This is a genomic window from Nocardia sp. NPDC004568 (genome assembly GCF_040609955.1).
Classification (GTDB): domain Bacteria; phylum Actinomycetota; class Actinomycetes; order Mycobacteriales; family Mycobacteriaceae; genus Nocardia.
Genome location: NZ_JBEXLL010000037.1, coordinates 1 through 22847 on the forward strand (window position 1 = coordinate 1; position 22847 = coordinate 22847).

At 69.3% G+C, this 22847-nt stretch carries 8 protein-coding genes; 3 read left to right on the plus strand and 5 right to left on the minus strand.

The window, feature by feature from the left end:
* The first annotated feature begins 268 nt into the window (after positions 1-268).
* Positions 269-15901: a non-ribosomal peptide synthase/polyketide synthase gene (locus tag ABZV91_RS17935; protein ID WP_355242538.1), complete on the plus strand. Its 15633-nt coding sequence runs from the start codon at positions 269-271 to the stop codon at positions 15899-15901.
* 156 nt (positions 15902-16057) lie between these two features.
* Here ABZV91_RS17935 and ABZV91_RS17940 read toward each other — a convergent pair whose 3' ends face one another.
* Positions 16058-16714, minus strand: coding sequence for a maleylpyruvate isomerase N-terminal domain-containing protein (locus ABZV91_RS17940; RefSeq protein WP_355242541.1), 657 nt, complete (start codon positions 16712-16714; stop codon positions 16058-16060).
* 165 nt (positions 16715-16879) lie between these two features.
* Here ABZV91_RS17940 and ABZV91_RS17945 point away from each other — a divergent pair, with 165 nt between their 5' ends.
* The gene (locus tag ABZV91_RS17945; RefSeq protein WP_355242544.1) at positions 16880-17416 is read left to right on the plus strand and encodes a potassium channel family protein; all 537 of its coding nucleotides are present in this window, start codon (positions 16880-16882) and stop codon (positions 17414-17416) included.
* Between the two features lie 9 nt (positions 17417-17425).
* Complete coding sequence (locus ABZV91_RS17950) at positions 17426-18292, plus strand: DNA-formamidopyrimidine glycosylase family protein (protein WP_355242547.1); 867 nt, start codon at positions 17426-17428, stop codon at positions 18290-18292.
* A gap of 92 nt (positions 18293-18384) precedes the next feature.
* Here ABZV91_RS17950 and ABZV91_RS17955 read toward each other — a convergent pair whose 3' ends face one another.
* The 4 genes from ABZV91_RS17955 to cobF all read right to left on the minus strand — a co-directional run bounded on the left by ABZV91_RS17955 (position 18385) and on the right by cobF (position 22719).
* Complete coding sequence (locus ABZV91_RS17955; RefSeq protein ID WP_355242550.1) at positions 18385-20112, minus strand: carboxylesterase/lipase family protein; 1728 nt, start codon at positions 20110-20112, stop codon at positions 18385-18387.
* Between the two features lie 82 nt (positions 20113-20194).
* Positions 20195-21688, minus strand: a complete 1494-nt coding sequence (locus ABZV91_RS17960) for an NAD(P)/FAD-dependent oxidoreductase (protein WP_355242553.1) — start codon at positions 21686-21688, stop codon at positions 20195-20197.
* A gap of 8 nt (positions 21689-21696) precedes the next feature.
* Entirely contained in the window at positions 21697-21942 is a 246-nt protein-coding gene (locus ABZV91_RS17965) for a DUF2630 family protein (protein WP_030522379.1), read from the minus strand.
* Positions 21943-21978: 36 nt separating this feature from the next.
* Complete coding sequence (gene cobF, locus ABZV91_RS17970; RefSeq protein WP_355242557.1) at positions 21979-22719, minus strand: precorrin-6A synthase (deacetylating); 741 nt, start codon at positions 22717-22719, stop codon at positions 21979-21981.
* Between the last annotated feature and the right edge of the window lie 128 nt (positions 22720-22847).

A 22847-nucleotide genomic window follows, 5' to 3' on the forward strand; every position in this document is an offset into this window, starting at 1 on the left:
CTGCGTCATCGTCGCCGGGCGACCGGCCGCGTCGCCGGGCGACGGCATCCTCGGTGGTAACGGATGGGTACCTGCGGCCCATGTAATGATGGACGACGGCGAGTTCGGCGGCGATGGCCCGCGCCCTGCGCGAGGCACGCCCAGCAGGCCGGTAGCGGTCCGCCGTCGGCGGGTGCACCGCCGAAGGAAGCGAACAAGGCAGGCAAGGCAGGTTGATGGGTTCGGTTGTCGGTGAGCAGTGTGACCACCACCAGGAAGTGATGTAGGCATGACCCGAACGGCGCGCACACGACCCACCCGAACCCGGCGGCCCAGGGGCACCACCCTGCCCCAGCTCATGGCGACGGCGGTCGAGACCAACCCCTCGGGTATCGCGATCAGCTACGCCGACGCCACCGATAACCTCGGCCGGCTCACCTACGCCGAACTGGACGAGCGCTCCAACCGGCTGGCCCGCCTGCTCATCGCCCGCGGTATCGGGCCGGAGGATCTGGTCGCGATCGGGATCACCCGCTCGATCGAATCGGTGGTGGCGGTATGGGCCGTGGCCAAGACCGGTGCCGGCTATGTGCCCGTCGACCCGACCTATCCGGTGGACCGCGTCACACATATGGTCATCGATTCCGGAGCCGTCCTCGGCCTGACCGTCACGGAATCGTCCGCCGGATTGCCGGGCCAGGTGGAGTGGGTGTCCCTCGACAGCGCGGAGCTCGTCGGCGGCCTCGCGCAGTACTCGGCCGAACCGGTGTCCTTCGACGAGCGGCTGCGGCCGCTGCGCGCCGAGCATCCGGCCTACGTCATCTACACCTCGGGTTCGACCGGGACGCCGAAGGGCGTGGTGATCACGCAGGCGGGACTGGCCGGGTTCTGCGCCGAGCAGCGGGAACGATATGGCGTCGACACGACCGCTCGGACCCTGCACTTCGCCTCCCCGTCCTTCGACGCCTCGGTGCTGGAACTGCTGCTGGCGCTGGGCGGCGCGGCGACCATGGTGGTGGTTCGGCCCACGGTGTACGGCGGCGAGGAGCTGGCCGGGCTGCTGCGCAGCGAAAGAGTGACCCATGCTTTCGTCACGCCGGCCGCGCTGGCCTCGATCGATCCGGCGGGCCTGGACGATCTGCGGGTCGTGATCACCGGCGGTGAGGCGTGTCCGCCGGACCTGGTGCGGCGCTGGGCCGTTCCCGCCGCGGACGGGCGTCCGCGGGAGTTCTTCAACGCCTACGGCCCCACCGAGACCACGGTCGCGGTCAATATCAGTGACCCGATGAAGCCGGACGAGCCGGTCGGCATCGGCGCGCCGACCCGCGGTATCACCGAATACGTCCTGGACGAACGTCTTTCCCCGCTGCCGACCGGGGTGACGGGCGAGCTCTATATCAGCGGCGCGCAATTGGCGCGCGGCTACCGCAACCGGCCCGGGCCGACCGCGGAACGTTTCGTGGCCAACCCGTTCGCCGAAGACGGCTCCCGCCTCTACCGCACCGGCGACCTGGTGCGCTGGCTGGCCGACGGGTCACTGGAGTACTTGGGCCGCAACGACTTCCAGGTGAAGATCCGTGGCTTCCGGATCGAGCTCGGTGAGATCGACGCCGTACTGGCCGCCCACGAATCAGTGGATTTCTCCGTCACGGTAGGTTACGAGCCCTCCAGCGGCGCGACCGTCCTGGCCAGCTATGTGCATCCGGCCGACGGAGCCGCTGTCGACCCCGACGAGCTGCTCGCACTGGCCGCGAGCCGGTTCCCCGCGTACATGGTTCCGGCGAGTATCACCGTCCTCGACGAGATCCCTCTCACTCCGGGCGGCAAGGTCGATCGCCGCGCGCTGCCCGAACCGCAGCTGCGGACCAAGGCGTACCGGGCGCCGGACAGTCCGTTGGAGAAGCAGGTCGCCGCTGTTTTCGCCGATCTGCTGAATCCCGTCGATCCGGTCGGCGCGGACGACGATTTCTTCGAACTCGGCGGTAATTCGCTGATCGCCGCCCAGGTCACGGGCCGGTTGGGCGCCACTGTGGACGCCCGGATCCCGGCCCGGGTGTTGTTCGAGGCCCCGACGGTGGCCGAGTTCGCCGAACGGCTGGCCGAGCTGAGCGGATCCGGGGGCCATCGGCCGCTGGTGGCCCGGGAGCGGCCGGAGCGGGTGCCGCTGTCGTTGTCACAGCAGCGGATGTGGTTCCTGAACCGGTTCGATCCGGGATCGGTCGCCTACAACATTCCGATGGCCATCCGATTGTCGGGTGCGCTCGATGTGGACGCCCTGCGCGCCGCCGTCGCGGATCTGGTGGCGCGGCACGAGGTGCTTCGGACGGTGTATCCGGAGACCGAGTCGGGCCCGGTACAGGTGGTTCTGCCGATCGGTGAGGCCGCCCCGCGGTTGCGGGTGGGTTCGGTGGCGGCCGGGGACGAAGTGTCGGCGGTGGCGGAGCTGGCGTCGGCCGGTTTCGATGTGACGGCCGAGGTCCCGATGCGGGTAGCCCTGTTCCGGGTGGACGACGCAGCGGCCGCCGGTACCGGATCGGATACCGGCGACTCGGTGAACGAATTCGTGCTGGCGATGGTGGTGCACCATATCGCCGGTGACGGCTTGTCGGTGGGTCCGCTGACGCGGGATCTGATGACCGCCTATGTGGCGCGTACGGCCGGGGAAGCGCCGGGGTGGACACCGTTGCCGGTGCAGTACGCCGATTACGCGCTGTGGCAGCGCGAGTTGCTGGGCGACGAATCCGATCCGGAGTCGATCGCCGCGGCGCAGCTCGCCTATTGGCAGTCGGCGCTGGCCGGCGTGCCGGATCAGCTGGATCTGCCGATGGACCGGCCGCGCCCGGCGGTGCAGTCCTTCGCGGGCGGCCGGGTCGAGGTCGTTGTCGATGCCGAGATCCATGCCGGTCTGCAGCGGATCGCCCAGCAGCAGAACGCGACGCTTTTCATGGTCGTGCACGCGGCACTGGCGGTGCTGCTGGCGCGCCTGTCGGGTACCGATGACATCACCGTGGGTACGCCGGTGGCGGGTCGCGGTGAGCAGGCGCTCGATGATCTGATCGGTATGTTCGTGAACACGTTGGTGTTCCGGACGCGGCTGGATCGTGGTGAATCGTTCGCGGATCTGCTGGCGCGGCAGCGTGAGGTCGATATCGCGGCGTTCGCGCACGGGGAGGTGCCGTTCGAGCGGCTGGTGGAGGTACTCGATCCCGCCCGGTCACAGGCCCGGCATCCGTTGTTCCAGGTCGGTTTCGCGTTCCAGAACCTGGCGCCGTCCAGTCTGGAACTGCCGGGCCTGACGGTTTCTGGGCTGGAGTTCGATACCGCGATCTCACAGTTCGACCTGAACCTGGACCTCGGTGATTCCTATGACGAATCGGGTGCGCCCGCGGGCGTGGCGGGTTACCTGACCTACGCCACCGCGCTGTTCGACCACACCACCGTGCGGGGATTCGCGGACCGCTTCGTGCGCTTGCTGGCCGCGGTGGTGGCGGATCCTTCCGTGCCGGTCGGTGACCTGGAGATCCTGGCGCCGGTGGAGCGGACCCGGGTGCTGGAGCAGTGGAACGCCACCGCCTACCCCTTCACCCCTCAGCTGCTGCTGGAGGGCTTCGGCCGGGCGGCGACGGCTCACCCGGACCGGGCCGCCGTATCGTTCGAGGGGACGAGTCTGTCCTATGGCGAGTTCGCCGGTCGGGTGAACCGGCTGGCGCGGTTGCTGATCGCGCAGGGTGTGGGTCCGGAGTCGCTGGTCGGTTTGCTGATGTCCCGGTCGCTGGACCTGGTGGTCGGGATGTACGCGGTGGTGGCCGCGGGTGGTGCGTATGTGCCGTTGGATCCGGCCCATCCGGCGGAGCGGATCGGCTACATCCTGGATACCGCGCGGCCGGTCTGTCTGCTGTCCACGACCACCGACGCGCGCACCGTCCGCGGCGACGCCGTCACAGCCGATACGGGTGAGATCGCCGGGATACCGTTGCTGTCCCTGGATACCCTCGATACCGGCGGTTTCGACCCCGCACCGGTGACCGACGCGGATCGGCTCGCCCCGGTGCGGCCCGGCAATACCGCGTACGTCATCTTCACCTCGGGGTCGACCGGCCGTCCGAAGGGTGTCGCGGTGCCGCATTCGGCGATCGCGAACCAGGTGGCCTGGATGCTGTCGCAGTACCCGATGGGTATCTCGGATGTGTATCTGCAGAAGACCGCGACCACGTTCGACGTGTCGTTGTGGGGTTACTTCCTGCCGCTGGCCGTCGGCGCCCGATTGGTGGTGGCGACGCCGGATGGCCATCGTGACCCGGCCTATCTCGCGCGGGTGATCGCCGAACAGCAGGTCACCGTGACGGATTTCGTGCCGTCCATGTTGACCGTGTTCGCCGCGCATACCGAGGCGGGGTCGATCCCGAGCCTGCGGCACGTATTCGCCATCGGTGAGGCCCTGCCCCCGGCGACGGTGACGGCGATGCACGCGGTCTCCGATGCGGCTGTGCACAATCTCTATGGTCCGACCGAGGCGGCGGTGTCGATCACGTATTGGCAGGCCACGGGTGCGGAGTCGGGCAGTGTGCCGATCGGTGTGCCGCAGTGGAACAGCCGCGTGTATGTGCTGGACAGCAGGTTGCGGCCGGTTCCCGAGGGTGTCACGGGTGAGCTCTATCTGGCGGGTGATCAGCTGGCTCGTGGTTATGTGACGCGTCCGGATCTGTCGGCGGATCGTTTTGTGGCGAGTCCGTTCGATGCGGGTCGGCGGATGTATCGCACGGGTGACCTGGTGCGGTGGCGGCGAGTCGACGGCCAACCGGTACTGGAATATCTGGGGCGCACCGATTTCCAGGTGAAGTTCCGCGGCCAGCGCATCGAGCTCGGTGAGATCGAGTCCGGGTTCCTGGGCCTGCCCCAGGTGAGCCAGGCCGTGGTCACCGTCGCCGCTTCCCAGCTCGGCGAGCAACTCGTCGCCTACGTCGTACCCGCTCCGAGCGAGCAGCCGAACTCCACCGAGCTGCTCGAGGCAGTCCGGGAGGTGCTGCCCACCTACATGGTTCCGGCGGCCGTGGTCGTGTTGGACGCGTTCCCGCTGAACACCTCCGGGAAGCTCGATCGCAAAGCGTTGCCGGCGCCGGTGTTCGAGACCAAGGAGTTCCGGGCGCCCTCGACTCCGATCGAGGAGATCGTGGCCGGCGTCTTCGCCGATGTCCTCGAGGTGCGGCGGGTCGGCGCCGACGACGACTTCTTCGCCCTGGGTGGTAACTCGCTGATCGCGACCCAGGTCGCGGCGCGGCTGAGTGCGGCATTGGACACCACGGTCGCGGTCCGGTCGCTGTTCGAGACCTCCACCGTCACCGCCTTGGCCGCGCGGATCCAGGAGCAGGCCGGCTCCGGCGGCCGGGCGGCGCTGGTGGCACAGCCGCGTCCGAGCCGGACCCTGCTGTCGGGCGAGACGGTGCCGGCGGCACCGTTGTCGCCGGCGCAGCAGCGGATGTGGTTCCTGAACCGCTTCGACGGTGCCACGGCCGCCTACAACCTGCCGTTGGCGATCCGCCTGTCGGGTGACCTCGACGTGGACGCGTTGCGGCGGGCCGTCGCCGATGTCGTCGCGCGGCACGAGGTGCTGCGTACGGTCTACCCGGAGACCGAGTCCGGCCCGGTGCAGGTGGTGTTGTCGGCCGGGCAGGCCGTTCCGCAACTCGAGGTGCGGTCGGTGGCCGCCGGCGAGGTCGCGGCGGCGGTGGCGGAACTGGCATCGGCGGGATTCGATGTGACCGCCGAGGTGCCGCTACGAGTGGCCCTGTTCCGCGTGGACGACGCCGCCGACGAGTTCGTGATGGTGATGGTGGTGCACCACATCGCCGGTGACGGGTCCTCGGCGGGGCCGTTGACGCGCGATCTGATGACCGCCTACGCGGCCCGCGCGGCCGGGGAAGCCCCGGGCTGGCCGGCATTGCCGGTGCAGTACGCCGACTACAGCATCTGGCAGCGCGAGCTGCTCGGCGACGAATCCGACGCGGAGTCGCCCGCGGCGAGACAACTCGCCTTCTGGCAGTCGACGCTGGCCGGGGTGCCGGATCAGCTGGACCTGCCGATGGACCGGCCGCGGCCGGCGGTGCAGTCGTTCGCCGGCCGCCGGGTGGAGTTGCATATCGACGCCGCGACCCACGCCGGTCTGCAGCGACTGGCGCAGCAGCAGGGCGCCACCCTGTTCATGGTGGCGCATACGGCGTTCGCGGTGCTGCTGTCGCGGTTGTCCGGCAGCGATGACATCACGGTGGGTACGCCGGTGGCGGGTCGTGGTGAGCAGGCGCTCGATGATCTGATCGGTATGTTCGTGAACACGCTGGTGTTCCGGACGCGGCTGGATCGGGGTGAATCGTTCACGGATCTGCTGGCGCGGCAGCGTGAGGTCGATATCGCGGCGTTCGCGCACGCGGATGTGCCGTTCGAGCGTTTGGTGGAGGTGCTGAACCCGGCGCGTTCGCAGGCGCGGCATCCGCTGTTCCAGGTCGGGTTCACCTTCCAGAATCTGGCGGCATCGAGTCTGGAACTACCGGGCCTGACGGTGTCCGGGGTGGAGATCGATACCGAGAACTCCCAGTTCGACCTGAATCTCGTCCTCGCCGACGCCTACGACGCTTCGGGTGCCCCGCAGGGTGTGGTGGGTTATCTGACCTACACCACGGCGTTGTTCGACCAGGAAACGGTGGAAGCCTTCGCCGACCGCTTCACCCGGTTGCTCGGTGAGATCGTGGCCGATCCCGCCACACCGGTCGGTGACTTCGAGATCCTGGCTCCCGCCGAACGCGCGCGGGTGCTGGCGGAGTGGAACGCGACCGAGCACGCGGTACCGGCGCGGTTGCTGCTGGACGGGTTCGAGCGGGCCGTGGCCGCGTATCCGGATCGAGTGGCGTTGTCCTTCGAGGGCACCGCCCTGACCTATGCCGAGTTCGCGGGCCGGGTGAATCGGCTGGCGCGGTTGCTGATCGCGCAGGGGGTGGGTCCGGAGTCGCTGGTGGGGGTGCTGATCTCCCGGTCGATCGACCTGGTGGTCGGTATGTACGCGGTAGTGGCGGCGGGCGGTGCGTATGTGCCGCTGGACCCCGCGCATCCCGCCGAACGTATCGGCTACATCCTCGATACCGCCGCACCGGTGTGCCTGCTGACCACCACCGCCTATGCGCGGGCCGCCGGAATCGGCGCGGGAAGCACCGCGCCCGGTGGCGCCGCCGGCGCGAACGCGCTCGCGGGCGTACCGGTGCTGGCCCTGGACGGCCTCGATACCGATCGTTTCGACTCGTCGCCGGTGACCGATGCGGATCGGTCGGCGCCGGTGCGGCCGTCGAATACGGCGTATGTGATCTTCACGTCGGGTTCGACGGGCCGGCCGAAGGGCGTGGCGGTGTCGCATTCGGCGATCGGCAACCAGATCGCGTGGTGGCTGGCGCAGTACCGGCTGGACGCCGACGATGTGTATCTGCAGAAGACGGCGACGACGTTCGACGTGTCGCTGTGGGGTTATTTCCTGCCGCTGGCGGTGGGCGCGCGCCTGGTCGTCGCGACTCCCGACGGTCATCGCGATGCCGAGTACCTGGCGCGGGTCATCGCCGAGCAGCGGGTGACGATGACGGACTTCGTGCCGTCGATGCTGGCGATGTTCGCCGCGCACACCCCGGCGGGTTCGATTCCCTCGCTCCGGCACGTCTTCGCGCTCGGCGAAGCGCTGCCGCCGGAGACGGTCGCCGCGGTACAGGCGATCTCCGATGCCGCGGTCCACAATGTCTACGGTCCGACCGAGGCGGCGGTGACGGTCACCTACTGGCAGGCGACCGGTACCGAGTCGACCGGTGTGCCGATCGGTGTGCCGGAGTGGAACACCCGTGTGTATGTGCTGGATTCGCGGCTGCGGCCGGTGGCGCCGGGCGTCACGGGTGAGCTGTATCTGGCGGGCGATCAGCTGGCTCGCGGCTATGTGACCCGACCGGATCTGTCGGCGGATCGTTTCGTGGCGAACCCGTTCGATACCGGTCAGCGGATGTATCGGACGGGTGACCTGGTGCGGTGGCGCCGGGCCGAGACCCTGGTCGAGGGCCGCCCGGAGTTCCGGCCGGCCCTGGAATACCTGGGTCGTACCGATTTCCAGGTGAAGTTCCGTGGCCAGCGGATCGAACTGGGTGAGATCGAATCGGCGCTGCTGGCACAGCCGGTGGTGAGCCAGGCCGTCGTGACGGTCGCGGCGTCCGAGCTGGGTGAGCAGTTGGTCGCCTATGTGGTGCCCGCCCCCGGCGAGCAGATCGGCTCCGCGGCGCTGCTGGACGCGCTGCGCGGTGTGCTGCCGGTCTACATGGTTCCCGGGGCGGTGGTGGTGCTCGAGGCATTCCCCCTGAACACCTCCGGAAAGCTGGACCGTAAGGCGTTGCCGGCTCCCGTGTTCGAGGCGAGGGAGTTCCGGGCACCGGCGACTCCGGTCGAGGAGATAGTGGCGGGGGTCTTCGCCGAGGTCCTCGGTATCGAGCGGGTCGGTGCGGACGACGATTTCTTCGCCCTCGGTGGTAACTCGCTGATCGCGACGCAGGTGACGGCTCGACTGGGTGCGGCGCTGGATACCCAGGTGCCGGTACGGGTGCTGTTCGAAGCTTCCACCGTGGCGGGGCTGGCGGTGCGGGTGGAACAGCAGGCCGGATCGGGACGTAAGGCACTGGTGGCGGGTCCGCGGCCGGAGCGGGTGCCGTTGTCGTTGGCGCAGCAGCGGATGTGGTTCCTCAACCGCTTCGATCAACAGTCGGCGGCCTACAACATTCCATTGGCCATTCGCCTGTCCGGTGCGCTGGATGTGGCCGCGTTGCGGGCGGCGGTGGCCGATCTGGTGGCGCGGCACGAGGTACTGCGGACGGTGTATCCGGAAACCGAGAACGGTCCGATGCAGGTGGTGCTACCCGCCGGTGACGCCACACCGCGGCTGGAAGTGCGTTCGGTGGCCGCCACGGACGTGGTGGCCGCCGTGGCCGAACTGGTCTCGGCCGGGTTCGATGTCACCGCCGAAGTGCCGCTGCGGGTGGCCCTGTTCGAATTGACCGATGCCGGTGCGTCGGGCGATGGATCCGCCGCCGAGGGGGCGTACGCCGCGAGCGGTGATTTCGTCTTGGCGATGGTGGTACACCATATTGCCGGGGACGGCTCTTCGACAGGCCCATTGGCCCGCGATGTGATGACCGCCTATGCCGCCCGTACCGCCGGATTCGAACCGGGATGGGCGCCTTTGCCGGTGCAGTACGCCGACTACGCGCTCTGGCAGCGTGAACTGCTGGGCGACGAAGACGATCCGGAGTCGCTGGCGGCCGCGCAGATCGCCTACTGGCGGTCGGCGCTGGCCGGGGTGCCGGATCAACTGGACCTGCCCGGCGACCGGCCGCGTCCGGCGGTGCAGTCCTATGCCGGTGGCCGGGTCGAAGTGCGGATCGACGCCGAAACCCATACCGGTCTGCTGCGGCTGGCGCAGCAGCACAACGCGACGCTGTTCATGGTGGTGCATTCGGCGTTCGCGGTGCTGTTGTCGCGGCTGTCCGGGAGCGAGGACATCACCGTCGGCACCCCGGTGGCCGGTCGTGGCGAGCAGGCCCTCGACGATCTGATCGGTATGTTCGTGAACACGCTGGTGTTCCGGACCCGGCTGGACCGTGGTGAGTCGTTCACCGACCTGCTGGCGCGCCAGCGTGAAGTGGATATCGCCGCCTTCGCGCATGCGGATGTGCCGTTCGAGCGTCTGGTGGAGGTCCTCAACCCGGCACGATCCACCGCGCGGCATCCGCTGTTCCAGGTGGGATTCTCGTTCCAGAACCTGGCGCAGACCAGTCTGGAACTGCCCGGCCTGACGGTGGCCGGCGTCGATGTCGATGCCGAGATGTCGCAATTCGATCTGCATCTGATCGTGGGTGATGTCTACGACGACACGGGTGCCGCTCAGGGGATGGCGGGTTACCTGACCTATGCCAGCGCGCTGTTCGACCACGCCACGGCGCAGGGATTCGTGGACCGGTTGCTCCGCGTGCTGGCCGGGATCGTGACCGACGCCTCCGTGCCGGTGGGCGATATCGAGATCCTGGCTCCCGCGGAGCGCACGACGGTGGTCGAGGGCCGGAATTCGACCGCGCGGCAACTCGACTCGGCGGCGACACTGGCATCGCTGCTGGATACCACGATCGCGGCCGGACCGTACGAGACCGCCGTGGTGGCCGCCGACGGCGGGCATCTGACGTATGCCGAATTGGGTGCGCGGGTCCACCGGTTGGCGCGATACCTGATCGGCGCGGGTGTGGGCCCGGAGGACCGGGTGGCGCTGGCGTTGCGGCGGTCGGTGGACCTGGTGGTCGCGATGTACGCGGTGACCACGGCCGGTGGTGTATATGTGCCGGTGGACCCGGATCAGCCGGCCGAGCGCACTGGCTACATCCTCGACACCGCGGCACCGGTATGTGTACTGACCACCACCGAGACCGGGTTCGGTGGTACCGGTGCGGTTCCGCCGGTGCTCTTGGACCGGCTGGATCTCGATGATTTCGATACGAGCCCGGTGTCGGATGCCGAGCGGGTGATGCCGTTGCGGGCGTCGAATACGGCGTATGTGATCTTCACGTCGGGTTCGACGGGTCGTCCGAAGGGTGTGGCGGTGCCGCATGCGGCGATCGTGAACCAGTTGCGGTACATCACGGCCGAGTTCGGGCTGGATGCCTCAGACGCGATCCTGCTGAAGACGGCCGCGACATTCGACCTGTCGGTGTGGGAGTTCTGGACCGCCGCGGTGAGCGGTGGCCGGATGGTCATCGCGTCGCCGGACGGTCATCAGGACCCGGCCTACCTGAACAGCTCGATGCGTGGCGAGGGCGTGACGACGTTGACGGTGGTGCCGTCGATGCTGGATGCGCTTTTGAGCACCGGGGATGGTTTGCCGGAGTCGTTGCGGCGGGTGCTGGCGATCGGTGAGGCGTTGCCGGCGGCGACGGCGCAGCGGATGCTGGCTGCCTGTCCGGGTGTCGGGTTGTTCAACCTGTACGGTCCGACGGAAGCCGCGGTGTCGGTCACCACGCATACCGTCACCGATGCCGATGTGGCGTCGGTGCCGATCGGTGTGCCGCAGTGGAACAGCCGTGTGTATGTGTTGGATTCGCGGTTGCGTCCGGTGCCCGATGGTGTGGCGGGTGAGTTGTATCTGGCGGGTGCGCAGTTGGCGGTCGGGTATTTCGGTCGCTCGGATCTGTCCGCGGATCGGTTCGTGGCGGATCCGTTCGTGGCGGGGCAGCGGATGTATCGCACCGGTGATGTGGTGGTGTGGAACACCGATGGCGAGCTGGAGTATCGGGGCCGGTCCGATTTCCAGGTCAAGGTGCGTGGGTTCCGGATCGAGTTGGGGGAGATCGAGGCGGCGTTGCTGGCCTTGCCGGAGATCGCGCAGGTCGCGGTGGTGGCGAAGTCGGATCCGCGGACCGGGGATCGTTTGGTCGGGTACGTGGTGCCCGCCGGCGGTGCCGCGGGTACGGGCGAGGCTCCCGGGCTGGATACGGGCGAGCTCGAGGCGGAGTTGAGGCGGCGCTTGCCGTCGTACATGGTGCCGGCGGTATTCGTCGAACTCGCGGCTCTGCCGTTGACGGTGAACGGGAAGCTGGACCGTAGCGCACTGCCGGAACCGGTGTTCGAGGCGCGTGCGTTCCGGGCCCCCTCGACCCCGGTCGAGGAGATCGTGGCCGGGATCTTCGCCGAGGTCCTCGGTATCGAGCGCGTCGGGGCCGATGACGACTTCTTCTCACTCGGCGGTAATTCGCTGATCGCGACACAGGTGGCCGCCCGGTTGGGCAAGGCGTTGGATACCCAGGTGCCGGTGCGGGTGCTGTTCGAGGCGCCGACGGTGGCCGCGCTGGCGGTACGGGCCGAACAGCACGCCGGTGCCGGTGGACGCAAGGCCCTGCTGGCAGGTCCGCGACCGGAATACGTGCCGTTGTCGCCGGCCCAGCAACGCATGTGGTTCCTCAACCGGTTCGATCCCGGATCGGCGGCCTACAACATCCCCGCCGCGATCCGCCTCTCCGGTGGGCTCGATGTGGCCGCGCTGCGGCACGCCGTGGCCGATGTGATGCAGCGGCACGAGACCCTGCGCACCGTGTACCCGGCGCGGGACGGGCAGCCGTACCAGCTGGTCCTGGCGGCCGACCGGGTCGCGCCGGACCTCACTCCTGTTCCCGTGCGGGCGGACGAATTGCTCGACCGGGTCGCCGGCGTGGTCGCCACCGGCTTCGATGTGACGACCGAGGTGCCGCTGCGGGTGGCGCTGTTCCAGCCGGCCGAGGACGAATACGTGCTGGTGGCCGTGGTGCATCACATCAGCGCCGACGGCTGGTCGATAGCGCCGTTGACCAGGGATCTGATCACCGCCTACCTGGCGCGCGCCGCGGACTCCACCCCCGGGTGGGCGCCGCTGCCGGTGCAGTATGCCGACTACAGCCTGTGGCAGCGGGAGATCCTCGGCTCGGAGCACGATCCGGACAGCCTGTTCAGTGCGCAGATCGAGTACTGGCGCACGGCGCTGGCCGGCCTGCCGGACGAGCTGAACCTGCCGGCCGATCGGCCGCGGCCCAGTGTGCAGTCCTTCGCCGGCGGCACGGTGGCGTTCCCGATCGATGCCGAGGTGCACGCGGCTCTGACACGGTTGGCCGCCGAACACAACGCGACCGTCTTCATGGTGGTGCACGCGGTGCTGGCGCTGTTCCTGGCGCGGATGTCCGGCACCGACGACGTGGCGGTGGGCACACCCGTCGCCGGCCGTGGTGAGGCCGAACTCGACGACGTCGTGGGAATGTTCGTCAACATGCTGGTACTGCGGTCGCAGATTCGAAGTGAGCTGAGCTTCGGTGAATTGCTCGCGGCGACCCGGGAAACCGACCTGCAGGCGTTCGCGAACGCGGACGTGCCGTTCGAGCGGTTGGTGGAAGTGGTGGGTGTGCAGCGTTCCACCGCCCGGCACCCGCTCTTCCAGGTGGCTCTCTCGTTCGAGAACCTACCGGTCACCGAGGTCGAGCTGCCCGGACTGCGGATCGGCGCCGTCGATTTCGATGTCGAGATCGCCAAATTCGATCTCTCACTCGATGTCGTCGAAACCGGCGCCGGGATGGCGGCACAGTTCTCCTACGCCCGCGCGCTGTTCGACGCGGACACCGTCGAACTCTTCGCGCGCCGGTTCCTGCGCCTGCTGACCGCTGTCACCCGGAATCCGGAAGCGCGCGTCGGCGATCTCCCGATCATCGACGAGTCCGAACACCGGCTGCTCACCCATATCCACGGTGGTCCGTCGGTGCCGGCGCGAACCTTGCCGGAGTTGCTGGCGGATGCGGTGGCCCAGGACCGGTCGGCGCCGGCGGTGGTGTTCCGGGATCAGCGGCTGTCCTACGGCGAGATGGACGAGCGCTCGAACCGGTTGGCGCGAGTATTGATCGAGCACGGCGTCGGCACCGAGGATCTGGTGGCCGTGGCGGTGCCACGGTCGGCGGATTCGGTGCTGACCGAGTGGGCGGTGACCAAGTCGGGGGCGGCCTTCGTTCCGGTCGACCCGACGTATCCGGCGGACCGGATCGCGCATATGCTGACCGATTCGCGGACGCGGCTCGGCGTGACGGTGTCGTCGGTGCGGGCGGATCTGCCGGATTCGGTGGAATGGCTGGTGCTCGACGAGCTGGACTCGCGGCGTCATTCCGGTGCCGCTGTCACCGACGCCGACCGGATCCGCGCACTTAGCCCGGCGAATACCGCCTACGTCATCTACACCTCGGGCTCCACGGGGCTGCCCAAGGGCGTGGTCGTCACGCACGCCGGCCTGGCGAACTTCAGTGCCGAACAGGTCGAAAGGTACGGACTGAACCGGCATTCGCGGGCGCTGGCGTTCGCGTCGCCGAGTTTCGACGCCTCGATCCTGGAGCTGCTGCTGGCGGTGGGTTCCGCGGGCGCCCTGGTGGTGGTACCGCCGGGGACCTACGGCGGCGCCGAGCTCGGTGAGCTGATCGCCCGGGAGCGGGTGACGGTCGGGTTGATCACGCCGTCGGTGCTGGCCTCGCTGGATCCGGCCGATCTGGCGGGTATGCGGGTCATCATCGCCGGTGGCGAGGCCATCTCGGCGGATCTGGTGGCGAAGTGGTCCACCGTCCGCGACGGTGGGGTCGAGCGCCGGCTGCACAACGCCTACGGCCCGACCGAGGCCACTGTCGCGACGAATATCAGTGGTGCGCTGCTGGCGGGCGATCCGGTGACGATCGGCGGTCCGGTGCGAGGGATGCGCGCGCTGGTATTGGACGATCGGCTGAACCCGGTCCCCGAGGGCGTGGCCGGTGAACTGTACGTCGGTGGTATCCAGCTGGCCCGTGGCTATCACGCGCGAGCGGGTCTGACGGCGCAGCGATTCGTCGCCGATCCGTTCGGTGCGCCGGGGTCGCGGCTGTACCGCACGGGTGACATCGTGCGCTGGCGCCGCGACGGCGCCGGGGATCCGGCGGTGGAGTATGTGGGCCGCAACGACTTCCAGGTCAAGGTCCGCGGTTTCCGTATCGAGCTCGGCGAGATCGACTCCGCGCTGACCTCGTCCGACGCTGTCGACTTCGCGGTCACGGTCGGGCACCGCGATCCGGCCGGCGGCGTGTCGCTGGTGTCGTATGTGGTGGCCGCACCGGGTGGCCCGGTCGACACGGCGAGCGTGCGGGCGCATGTCGAGGCGCGACTGCCGCGCCATATGGTGCCGTCATCGATCATGGTGATCGACGAGATCCCGCTGACCCCCGCCGGGAAGCTGGATCGCCACGCGCTGCCCGAGCCGGTTTTCGCGGCCGAGGCAGGCTACCGCGCCCCGCGCACACCGCTGGAACAGACCGTCGCCGATGTCTTCGCCGAAGTCCTGGGCGTGGACCGGGTCGGTGTGGACGATTCGTTCTTCGCCCTCGGTGGTAACTCGCTGCTGGCGACCGCGGTGGCGGCCCGGTTGGGTGCGGTCACCGGTGCCGAGATCAGTGTGCAGTGGATGTTCACCGAGGCGACGGTCGCCGGGCTCGCCGCCCGGATCGCCGAACCGGGTGCCGCGAGTGAACTGTCCGAGGCGGCATTGCGGGTCGTCCTGCCCCTCCGGGAGACCGGCACGGCGACCCCGATCTTCGCTGTCCATGCCCGTGACGGGCTGGCGTGGAGTTTCGCCGCGCTGACCGGGCTGGTCCCGGACGATCAGCCGATCTACGGTCTCCAGTCGCCCGCCTACACCGAACCCGATTACGCCCCGGACTCGCTGGCCGAGATCGCGGCACGGTATCTGTCGGAGATCCGGCGGATCCAGCCCGAGGGCCCGTACCGGCTGCTCGGCTGGTCCCTGGGCGGCGTGCTGGCCCACGCCGTCGCCACCGAATTGCAGGCGGCGGGGGAGCAGGTCGAGATGCTGGCCCTGCTCGACAGTCATCCCGCCGTCGACCCGGGTATCTTCGAAACCCTGCTCCGCGCGGCACTGGTGGAACAGGGCATCGTGACCGAGGAGTCGGGAACGGACCGGGGTATCGGCGAACTCGACGACGCCGAACTGGAACGGCTGCACCGACTGATCCCGCCGGAGTTGCTGACCCTGCCGGTGGAACGGCTGCGCGGGGTGTACCGGACCGCGGCGCGGTCCGCGGAACTGATCTCCGAACACCGGCCCCGCACCTACCGGGGTGTCATCGACTTCTTCCGTGCCGAGGTACCCACCCCGGGCGCGCGGCAGGCCGGCCCGCGGGCGGAGGACTGGTTGCCGTACGTGGACGGGGAAATCGTCGAATACGCGGTACCGGCGACCCACGACGAAATGACGACGGTGGAATCGTTCTCGGTGATCGCGCCGCGATTGCTGGCGCGGCTCCGGGGCGCGGACGGTGTAGAGGGCTGAATCCGGTATGCCGCGCCGCGGTCGGTGGCCTCCCGTACGGGCCGGCCGACCGCGTCGCGGCTCGGTGGTACCCCGCCGATGGTGGGGTCGCGGGCGCCGGCAGCGCGGTCGGGGCGAGCGGACGCAGGAGTGCTCGGGGCGTCGCTATGGCTTCCCTCAACCGAGGACGAGCGGAAACTTCGCGGCCGACTCGTCCAGCGCGACCTGTTCGTCCGCAGTCGCGGCGCGGCGTCCGGTGCCGAGCAACAAAGCGTCCCGGTCGGAGAACGTCGCGGGGAAGGCGGCTCCGGCGATGCCTTCCAGCAGCTCGCGCGACCGGGCGAGGCATTCTTCGGGCGGCTGCTCGGCGTGCGGGAGATGGGCGACCAGATCCAGGTGGTGCAGCGTCCACTCCAGGACGTAGGCGGACAGGTAGTCGCCGGCGGTGAGCACCTCGTCGCGGGTGCTCACCCGCTGGTCGGGGTCGGCGAGTACCGCGGCGCGCCCGGCGGCCGAGCCGACATCGTCGAGGTGGAGTTCGAGCAGGCGCGGTTCACCATAGGCCGCGGCCAGCCGCACGGTCAGGGCGTCGAGCGGATCGTCGCCGGTCGGCGGGGTCTCGGCGATATCCCAGTACGTCACCGCGTCGCGCGTGGGTTCCTTGTCGGTGGGGGTCACCAGAGTGATCAGCACATCCTGGGCATCGATGATGAGATGGCAGACCAGATCCCGGACGAGCCAGCCGGTACATCCCGACGGCCGGCCGAAATCCGCGTCCGCGAGTCCGGCGACCGCCGTGCGCAACGCTGTCCACGAGCGTGAGAAGTGATCCACCGACGCAAGCTAGCAGCGCCGACCCCTGTCGTGCGGGGTTTCCCCGGCCGGGACGGGTCCGGCCGCGTCCGTCGCTGTCGGGTGGGCGGAGTGGTACGCGCGGAATCGGTGTGCGGCTCGGCGCGCCCGGCTGTCGACTCGGCCACGAGGGCAGATCATGACCGCATGGCTTCTCGACGTATCGGCGGCCGCGCGCATCTGTGGCGGAACGCGGGCACGGTGCTGTCCGCCCTGCTGTTCTACTACTTCGTCCCGGTCGGACTGGAACTTCCCGGCTTCTGGCCCACGAAGGTGGTCACATTGGTGGCATTCGTCGCCGGGGTGGCGGGGTTGTGCTGGCTGGCCTATCGCCGGATCGGCCAGTTCCTGGCCGCGAGCGACGATACGGGCCGCCGCGTCGACGGGTTGCTTTTCCTGATCACCCTGGTCGTGGTGTTCTTCGCACTGTTCTACTATCTCCTCGAACTCCGCCAGCCCGGCCAGTTCGCCGGGCTGCGTACCCGCAACGACGCGCTCTACTACACCGTCGCGACCCTGGGCACTGTCGGTTTCGGTGATGTGCACGCGGCCGGTCAGGCCGCCCGGATAGCGACCACGGTGCAGATGGCCTTCGACCTGGTGGTGATCGGCACGCTGCTGGCCGTGACCACGACCGGAATCACCCGGCGTTTGGACCGCACGGATGTCGGTGAGCCCCGGTAGCCTGAGGCCGTGCCCGAACTACCGGAAGTGGAGGCGCTGGCGCAGTTCCTGCGGGAGCACGCGGTCGGCGCGGTGGTGGGGCGGATCGATGTGGCGGCGCTGAGCGCGATCAAAACCTTCGATCCGCCGGTGACGGCGCTGTCGGGGCGGGATGTGACCGGGGCCGGGCGGTGGGGGAAGTTCCTCGGCATGGACTGCGGGGGTCTGTGGCTGATCACCCATCTGTCCCGGGCGGGCTGGCTGCGCTGGACCGACAATCCGAGCGTGAGCCCACCCAAGCCGGGTCGCGGTCCGCTCGCGCTGCGCGTGCATTTCTTCACACCCGAGGGCGCCACTCCGGCCTTCGACCTCACCGAGGCGGGCACCAAGAAGCGCCTCGCGGTCTATATCGTGACCGACCCGGCACAGGTGCCGGGTATCGCCCGACTGGGCCCCGATGCGCTCGCTGTCACCGAGACCGAGTTCGCCGAGCTGCTGGCCGCCGCGCCGGGGCGGATCAAGAATGTGCTGGTCGATCAGACCGTGCTCGCCGGTATCGGTAACGCCTATTCCGACGAGATCCTGCACACCGCCAAGATCTCGCCCTTCGCCACGGCGAAGACGCTGTCGGCCGCGAAGGTCGCCGACCTGTACGCGGCGATGCGTACGGTGCTGTCCGATGCCGTGGCGCGGTCGGTCGGGCAGGCCGCCGCCCGGCTCAAGGGCGAGAAGCGTTCGGGTATGCGGGTGCACGCCCGCACCGGCCTGCCCTGTCCGGTCTGCGGGGACACCGTCCGCGAGGTCGCGTTCACCGACCGTTCTTTCCAGTACTGCCCCACCTGCCAGACCGGCGGCAAGATCCTGGCCGACCGCCGGATGTCACGCCTGCTCAAATAGGCCGCGCTGTCCGCCGGTTGCGTCGCGGGTCGTCCGGGCCAGAGGTGCACCCCGACCTGTACGGAAATCTCTCCCCGGTGCGGAGAGTTGATTCACTCGGTCTCTTTCGTATCGGGTCGCGCGCCCTCCGGTGCCGGATCGTCCGCGCTGTCGGAGACTTCGTCCGCGACCCGCGCGGCCGCATCGGCGGCGGTCGCGGCGATCGGGTGTTCGGCGGCGACCGTGTCGAGCAACGTCCCCTCGCCTTCGGGCTCGGCCTCGGTGGCCACTCCCGCGTCGGCCGGTAGAGCCGGCCTGCCGACCCCGGCCGGAACCAGCTGCGGTGCGCGGACGCCCGCCCACAGTGCGCGCTGGGCACTGTCCGGGTCGTGGTCCACCCGGCCCGGCGCGTCGATGATGAGCGTGCTGCGTTCCTCTTCGGTGTAGCGCGGCCAGGAGGGCAGCGGTTCGCCGGTGCGGGCGAAATGCAGCCAGTTGTTCTGGACCTGGCGGGTCACCGTGAGTAGACCGCGCCGACTGCCGCCGGCGGTGAGGGCCCGGCTCCAGGGTTCGTAGACGGTGCCGAAGGTCGGCAGCAGATCGGTCGCGTGCGTGGCGCCCAGTTTGTAGAGCTGGAGCAGCCGGGGCGCGAAATCGTAGCGGTAGGCGTAGGTGGGGGAGTGACGGCTGTGCCCCTCCGCCACCGCCACGGAGGGCCGCCAGAAGAAGTAGTCGCCGCCCGCGCGGATCGCGGCCGGTTCGGCCGGGAAACCCGGATAGGTGGAGAACACCCGGGGGTAGAGGTCGGGCCCGGCGGACGACAGTGCCTTCTTGAGGCGTTCCGGACGGGTGGGCAGCGTATCGGTGAAGCGGTTGAACAGGGCGCCCTCGTTCCGGCAGGTGCCGATGATCAGCGGGACCCGGTGGGTGTGGCCTTCGGTGAAGGCGTCGATCGGTATGCGCGGCAACAACTCGCCGTCGGCTACCGGCGCGGCCGGGAAGAACCCCGGGAATTCCGCCATCGTCGCATTCGACGCGCGGTTGAACGCGCGGCGGATATCGTGCGGGTCGGCGGCGCGCAGTGCGTGATTCGCGTCCTCGGGTGCGATACCGAGCCGGTCGAGGATGCGGCGGGCGAACTCCCGCGATTCGGCGACCGTCAACCCCCAATCCGCGGGCGGGCTCTGGGCGATACCGCGGCGGAACAGGCCCTCCGCCGAGGGCGTCGCCAGCAGACTCAATACCGCGTGGGCGCCCGCGGATTCGCCGAAGATCGTCACATTGTCCGGGTCGCCGCCGAATTCGGCGATATTGGCCCGCACCCAGCGCAGCGCCGCGATCTGATCACGCAGACCGAGATTGGAGTCGTAGGGGCTGTCCGGCGTGGAGAACTCGCTGAAGTCGGCGTAACCGAACGCGCCGAGCCGATAGTTGATCGACACCACGATCACATCACCGTCGGCCGCCAGCTGGACACCGGAGTAGAGGCGCAGCGCCGAGGTACCGAACAGGTAGCCGCCGCCGTGGATGAACACCAGCACCGGCCGCGGGCGTACCGAGGCGGTGGCGGGAGCCACGACATTCAGTGTCAGCGAATCCTCGCTCATCTCCTGCAGCTTGCGCGGACCCAGCCGTACCCCGAAGGTCGGTTGGATACCGGCGGCGCGGAAATAGGTCGCGTCGCGGACATCGGGCCACGGCCGCACCGGCTGGGGCGAGCGGAACCGCAGGTCACCGACGGGTGGTGCGGCATACGGCAGCGACCGCCAGTACATCACGCGCCGACCGCGGCGACCGCGGACGATACCGTCCGTGGTCGTGATCTGTTCGGTTGCGCTCACGCGTCCGCGCTCACGCGTCCAGCGGGTATGAGCGAGGCAACTGTGGGGTTACGCTCCGCTGCCGCTTCCGGGACCGACTCGCTCATACCGCCGATCGTAACGACGACCTGTCGGTCTCCAACAGTCGTAGCCAGAATTCGCTGATCGCGGGAAAGGCGGGCACTGCGTGCCACAGGGCGTCCAGGGGGACGCGTCCGGCCACCGCGATGGTCGCGGCGTGCAACTGTTCGCCGACATCGGGCCCCACGAAGGTGGCTCCGAGCAGCGTGTCGGTGGCGGTGTCGATCACCAGTGCGGCGCGTCCGGTGTAATCGTCGCGGGCCAGCGCCGAACCCGCGACCGCGATATCCAGTTCCACGGTGCGGATCTCGTGGCCGGCCTTCCGTGCGGCGGCGGCGGTGAGTCCGACGGCGGCGACCTCGGGGTCGGTGAACACCACCTGCGGTACCGCGTGGTGGTCGGCGGCGGCCCGATAGCGCGGGCCGGTCAGCGACCGGCCCGCGGCGCGCGCGGAGATGACGTCCCCGCACACCCGGCCCTGGTATTTGCCCATATGGGTGAGCGCGGCGCGGTGGTTGATATCGCCGACCGCGTACAGCCATTCCCCGGGTACGCCGGTAACGGTCAGCTGATCGTCGACCTCGACGTATCCGTCGGGCAGGCCCACCGTTTCCAGGCCGACCCCCTCGGTGTTGGGCACCCGCCCCGCCGCCACCACGATCTCGTCGGCGACGAAGGTGGTTTCCCCGTCCGGCCCCTGTGCGTGCACGGTGACGGCGCCGCCGTGTATCCGGCCCTCGCCGTGGTCGACGGCCGCCGGCCGCGCCACCCGCAGCGGCCGGGTCCCGAACCGGATCTGCACGCCCTGCGCGGTGAGCGCGGAGGCGACGTACTCGCCGGCGAAGGGTTCCACACCGGCGAGCAGCCGGTCCCCGCGGACCAGCACGGTGACCTCCGCGCCGAGCGCCGAGAGCCAGGTCGTGGCCTCACAGGCCACCACACCGCCACCGATCACGATCACCCGCTTCGGGACCTCGTGCAGGTTGGTGGCGTCGCGTGAGGTCCAGGGCAGCGCCGCGCGCAGGCCGGGGACGTCCGGGACGGCCGCGTGGGTCCCGGTGGCCAGCACCACCGCCGAGCGGGCGCACAGCACCCGGTCGCCGACGCGTACCCGGCGTTCCCCGTCGAGCCGGCCGGTGCCGCGGATCACCTCGATGCCCTGTTGGGCCGCCCATTCGACCTGACTCGAATCATCGTGGTCGCCGTTGTGGGCGTGCACGAATTCGTCGCGGCGGCGCAGCACTTCGGCGGTGTCGGGTCCTTCGGCCTCGATACCGGGCAGGCCCAGCGCGGCGCCCAGCACATGGCCCGGTCGCAGCAGCGCCTTACTCGGGATACAGGCCCAGTACGAGCATTCGCCACCGACCTTCTCCGGTTCGACGATCGCCGCGGTGCGGTCACTACCGGCGACGGCGTAGGCGGCCGCGTTCTCACCGGCCGGACCACCGCCCAGGACGATCACATCGTATTCGGCGACCCCACCGTCCGCGGTGGCGTCGCTGTCGTTGTCGGGCATCGGGCTCCCTACTGTAGGTAACCCTCGACCTGCCCCGCCGATCGCGGTTGGGCCTCGTCCGGTGGTTCGTCGCGGTCGATCCGGGCCCGCCGCTGCCGCAGCAGATCCCAGCACTGATCCAGCATGACCTCCAGTTCGGCCAGTCGCCGCCGCTCCACGTCGGGATCGAGTTCCCCGCGCGAAGCCCGGGACCGAAGGTCGTGCTCGTGGTCGACGAGATCCTTGATCCGCCCGAGTATGTCCTGTTCGGTCATGCCGACCATGCTACGACCCCGATGTCGATCACCTGGTCATTCGGCCGGGCGCAGCAGATAGATGTCCATGATCCAGCCCTTGCGCTCGCGCAACCGCGTCCGCCGCCGCACGATATCGTCGGCGACATCGCCGACCCGGCCGGCGATCAGGGCTTCGTCGGGCATCCCGAGATAGGCACCCCACCAGATGAACGTGTCGCCGGGGACGGTGGTGAACGCGCAGTCGGCGTCGAGCATGACCACCGTGGACCCGGCGCCCAGCCCTTCCTCACGCAGTCGGCGTCCGGTGGTGATGTGGACCGGTTCGCCGATCCGGTGCAGCACGGTCCGGTGCCGGGCCGCGAGGGCGTGCACACTGGTGACCCCCGGGATCACGGTGTAGTCGAAGTCCAGCGCGCCCCGGGCCAGCACCCGTTCCACCATGCGCAGGGTGGAATCGTAGAGCGCGGGATCACCCCAGACCAGGATCGCGCCGACTCCCTCGTGGGCCGCGAACGCCTCCTCCAGCAGCAGCGAACGCCGTTCGTGCCAGTCCAGCACCGTGCCGCGGTAATCCTCGGGCTCCCGGTCGCGGGGCGGATCGGGGATCTCCACGATCCGGTAGGGGCGGTCGGCGTGTTCAGCGAGGATCGCGGTGCGCACTGCCACGAGTTCTTGTTTCTCGACGCCCTTGCCGATCACGAAGTAGACGTCGACCTCCCGGAGGGCCTTGATCGCCTGCATCGTCACCTGGTCGGGGTCGCCGGCACCGATACCGATCACATACAGCGTGCGCATGAGGTCAGCTTGGCAGGCCGGGAGCAGGGCGGGCCGCCGGGTGGCCGGAGCAGGCGGTCGCTCGAATCGATAGGGTGTCGCCCACCGGACGGCATCGCCGCGCGTCGCCGGTCGCAGTGTTGTCGGGG

Bases quoted from the DNA above. Each gene is read 5' to 3' on its own strand.
- ABZV91_RS17945 (WP_355242544.1), top strand. From the start codon at position 16,880: ATGGCTTCTCGACGTATCGGCGGCCGCGCGCATCTGTGGCGGAACGCG.
- ABZV91_RS17965 (WP_030522379.1), bottom strand. From the start codon at position 21,942: ATGACCGAACAGGACATACTCGGGCGGATCAAGGATCTCGTCGACCAC.
- ABZV91_RS17960 (WP_355242553.1), bottom strand. From the start codon at position 21,688: ATGCCCGACAACGACAGCGACGCCACCGCGGACGGTGGGGTCGCCGAA.
- ABZV91_RS17935 (WP_355242538.1), top strand. From the start codon at position 269: ATGACCCGAACGGCGCGCACACGACCCACCCGAACCCGGCGGCCCAGG.
- cobF (WP_355242557.1), bottom strand. From the start codon at position 22,719: ATGCGCACGCTGTATGTGATCGGTATCGGTGCCGGCGACCCCGACCAG.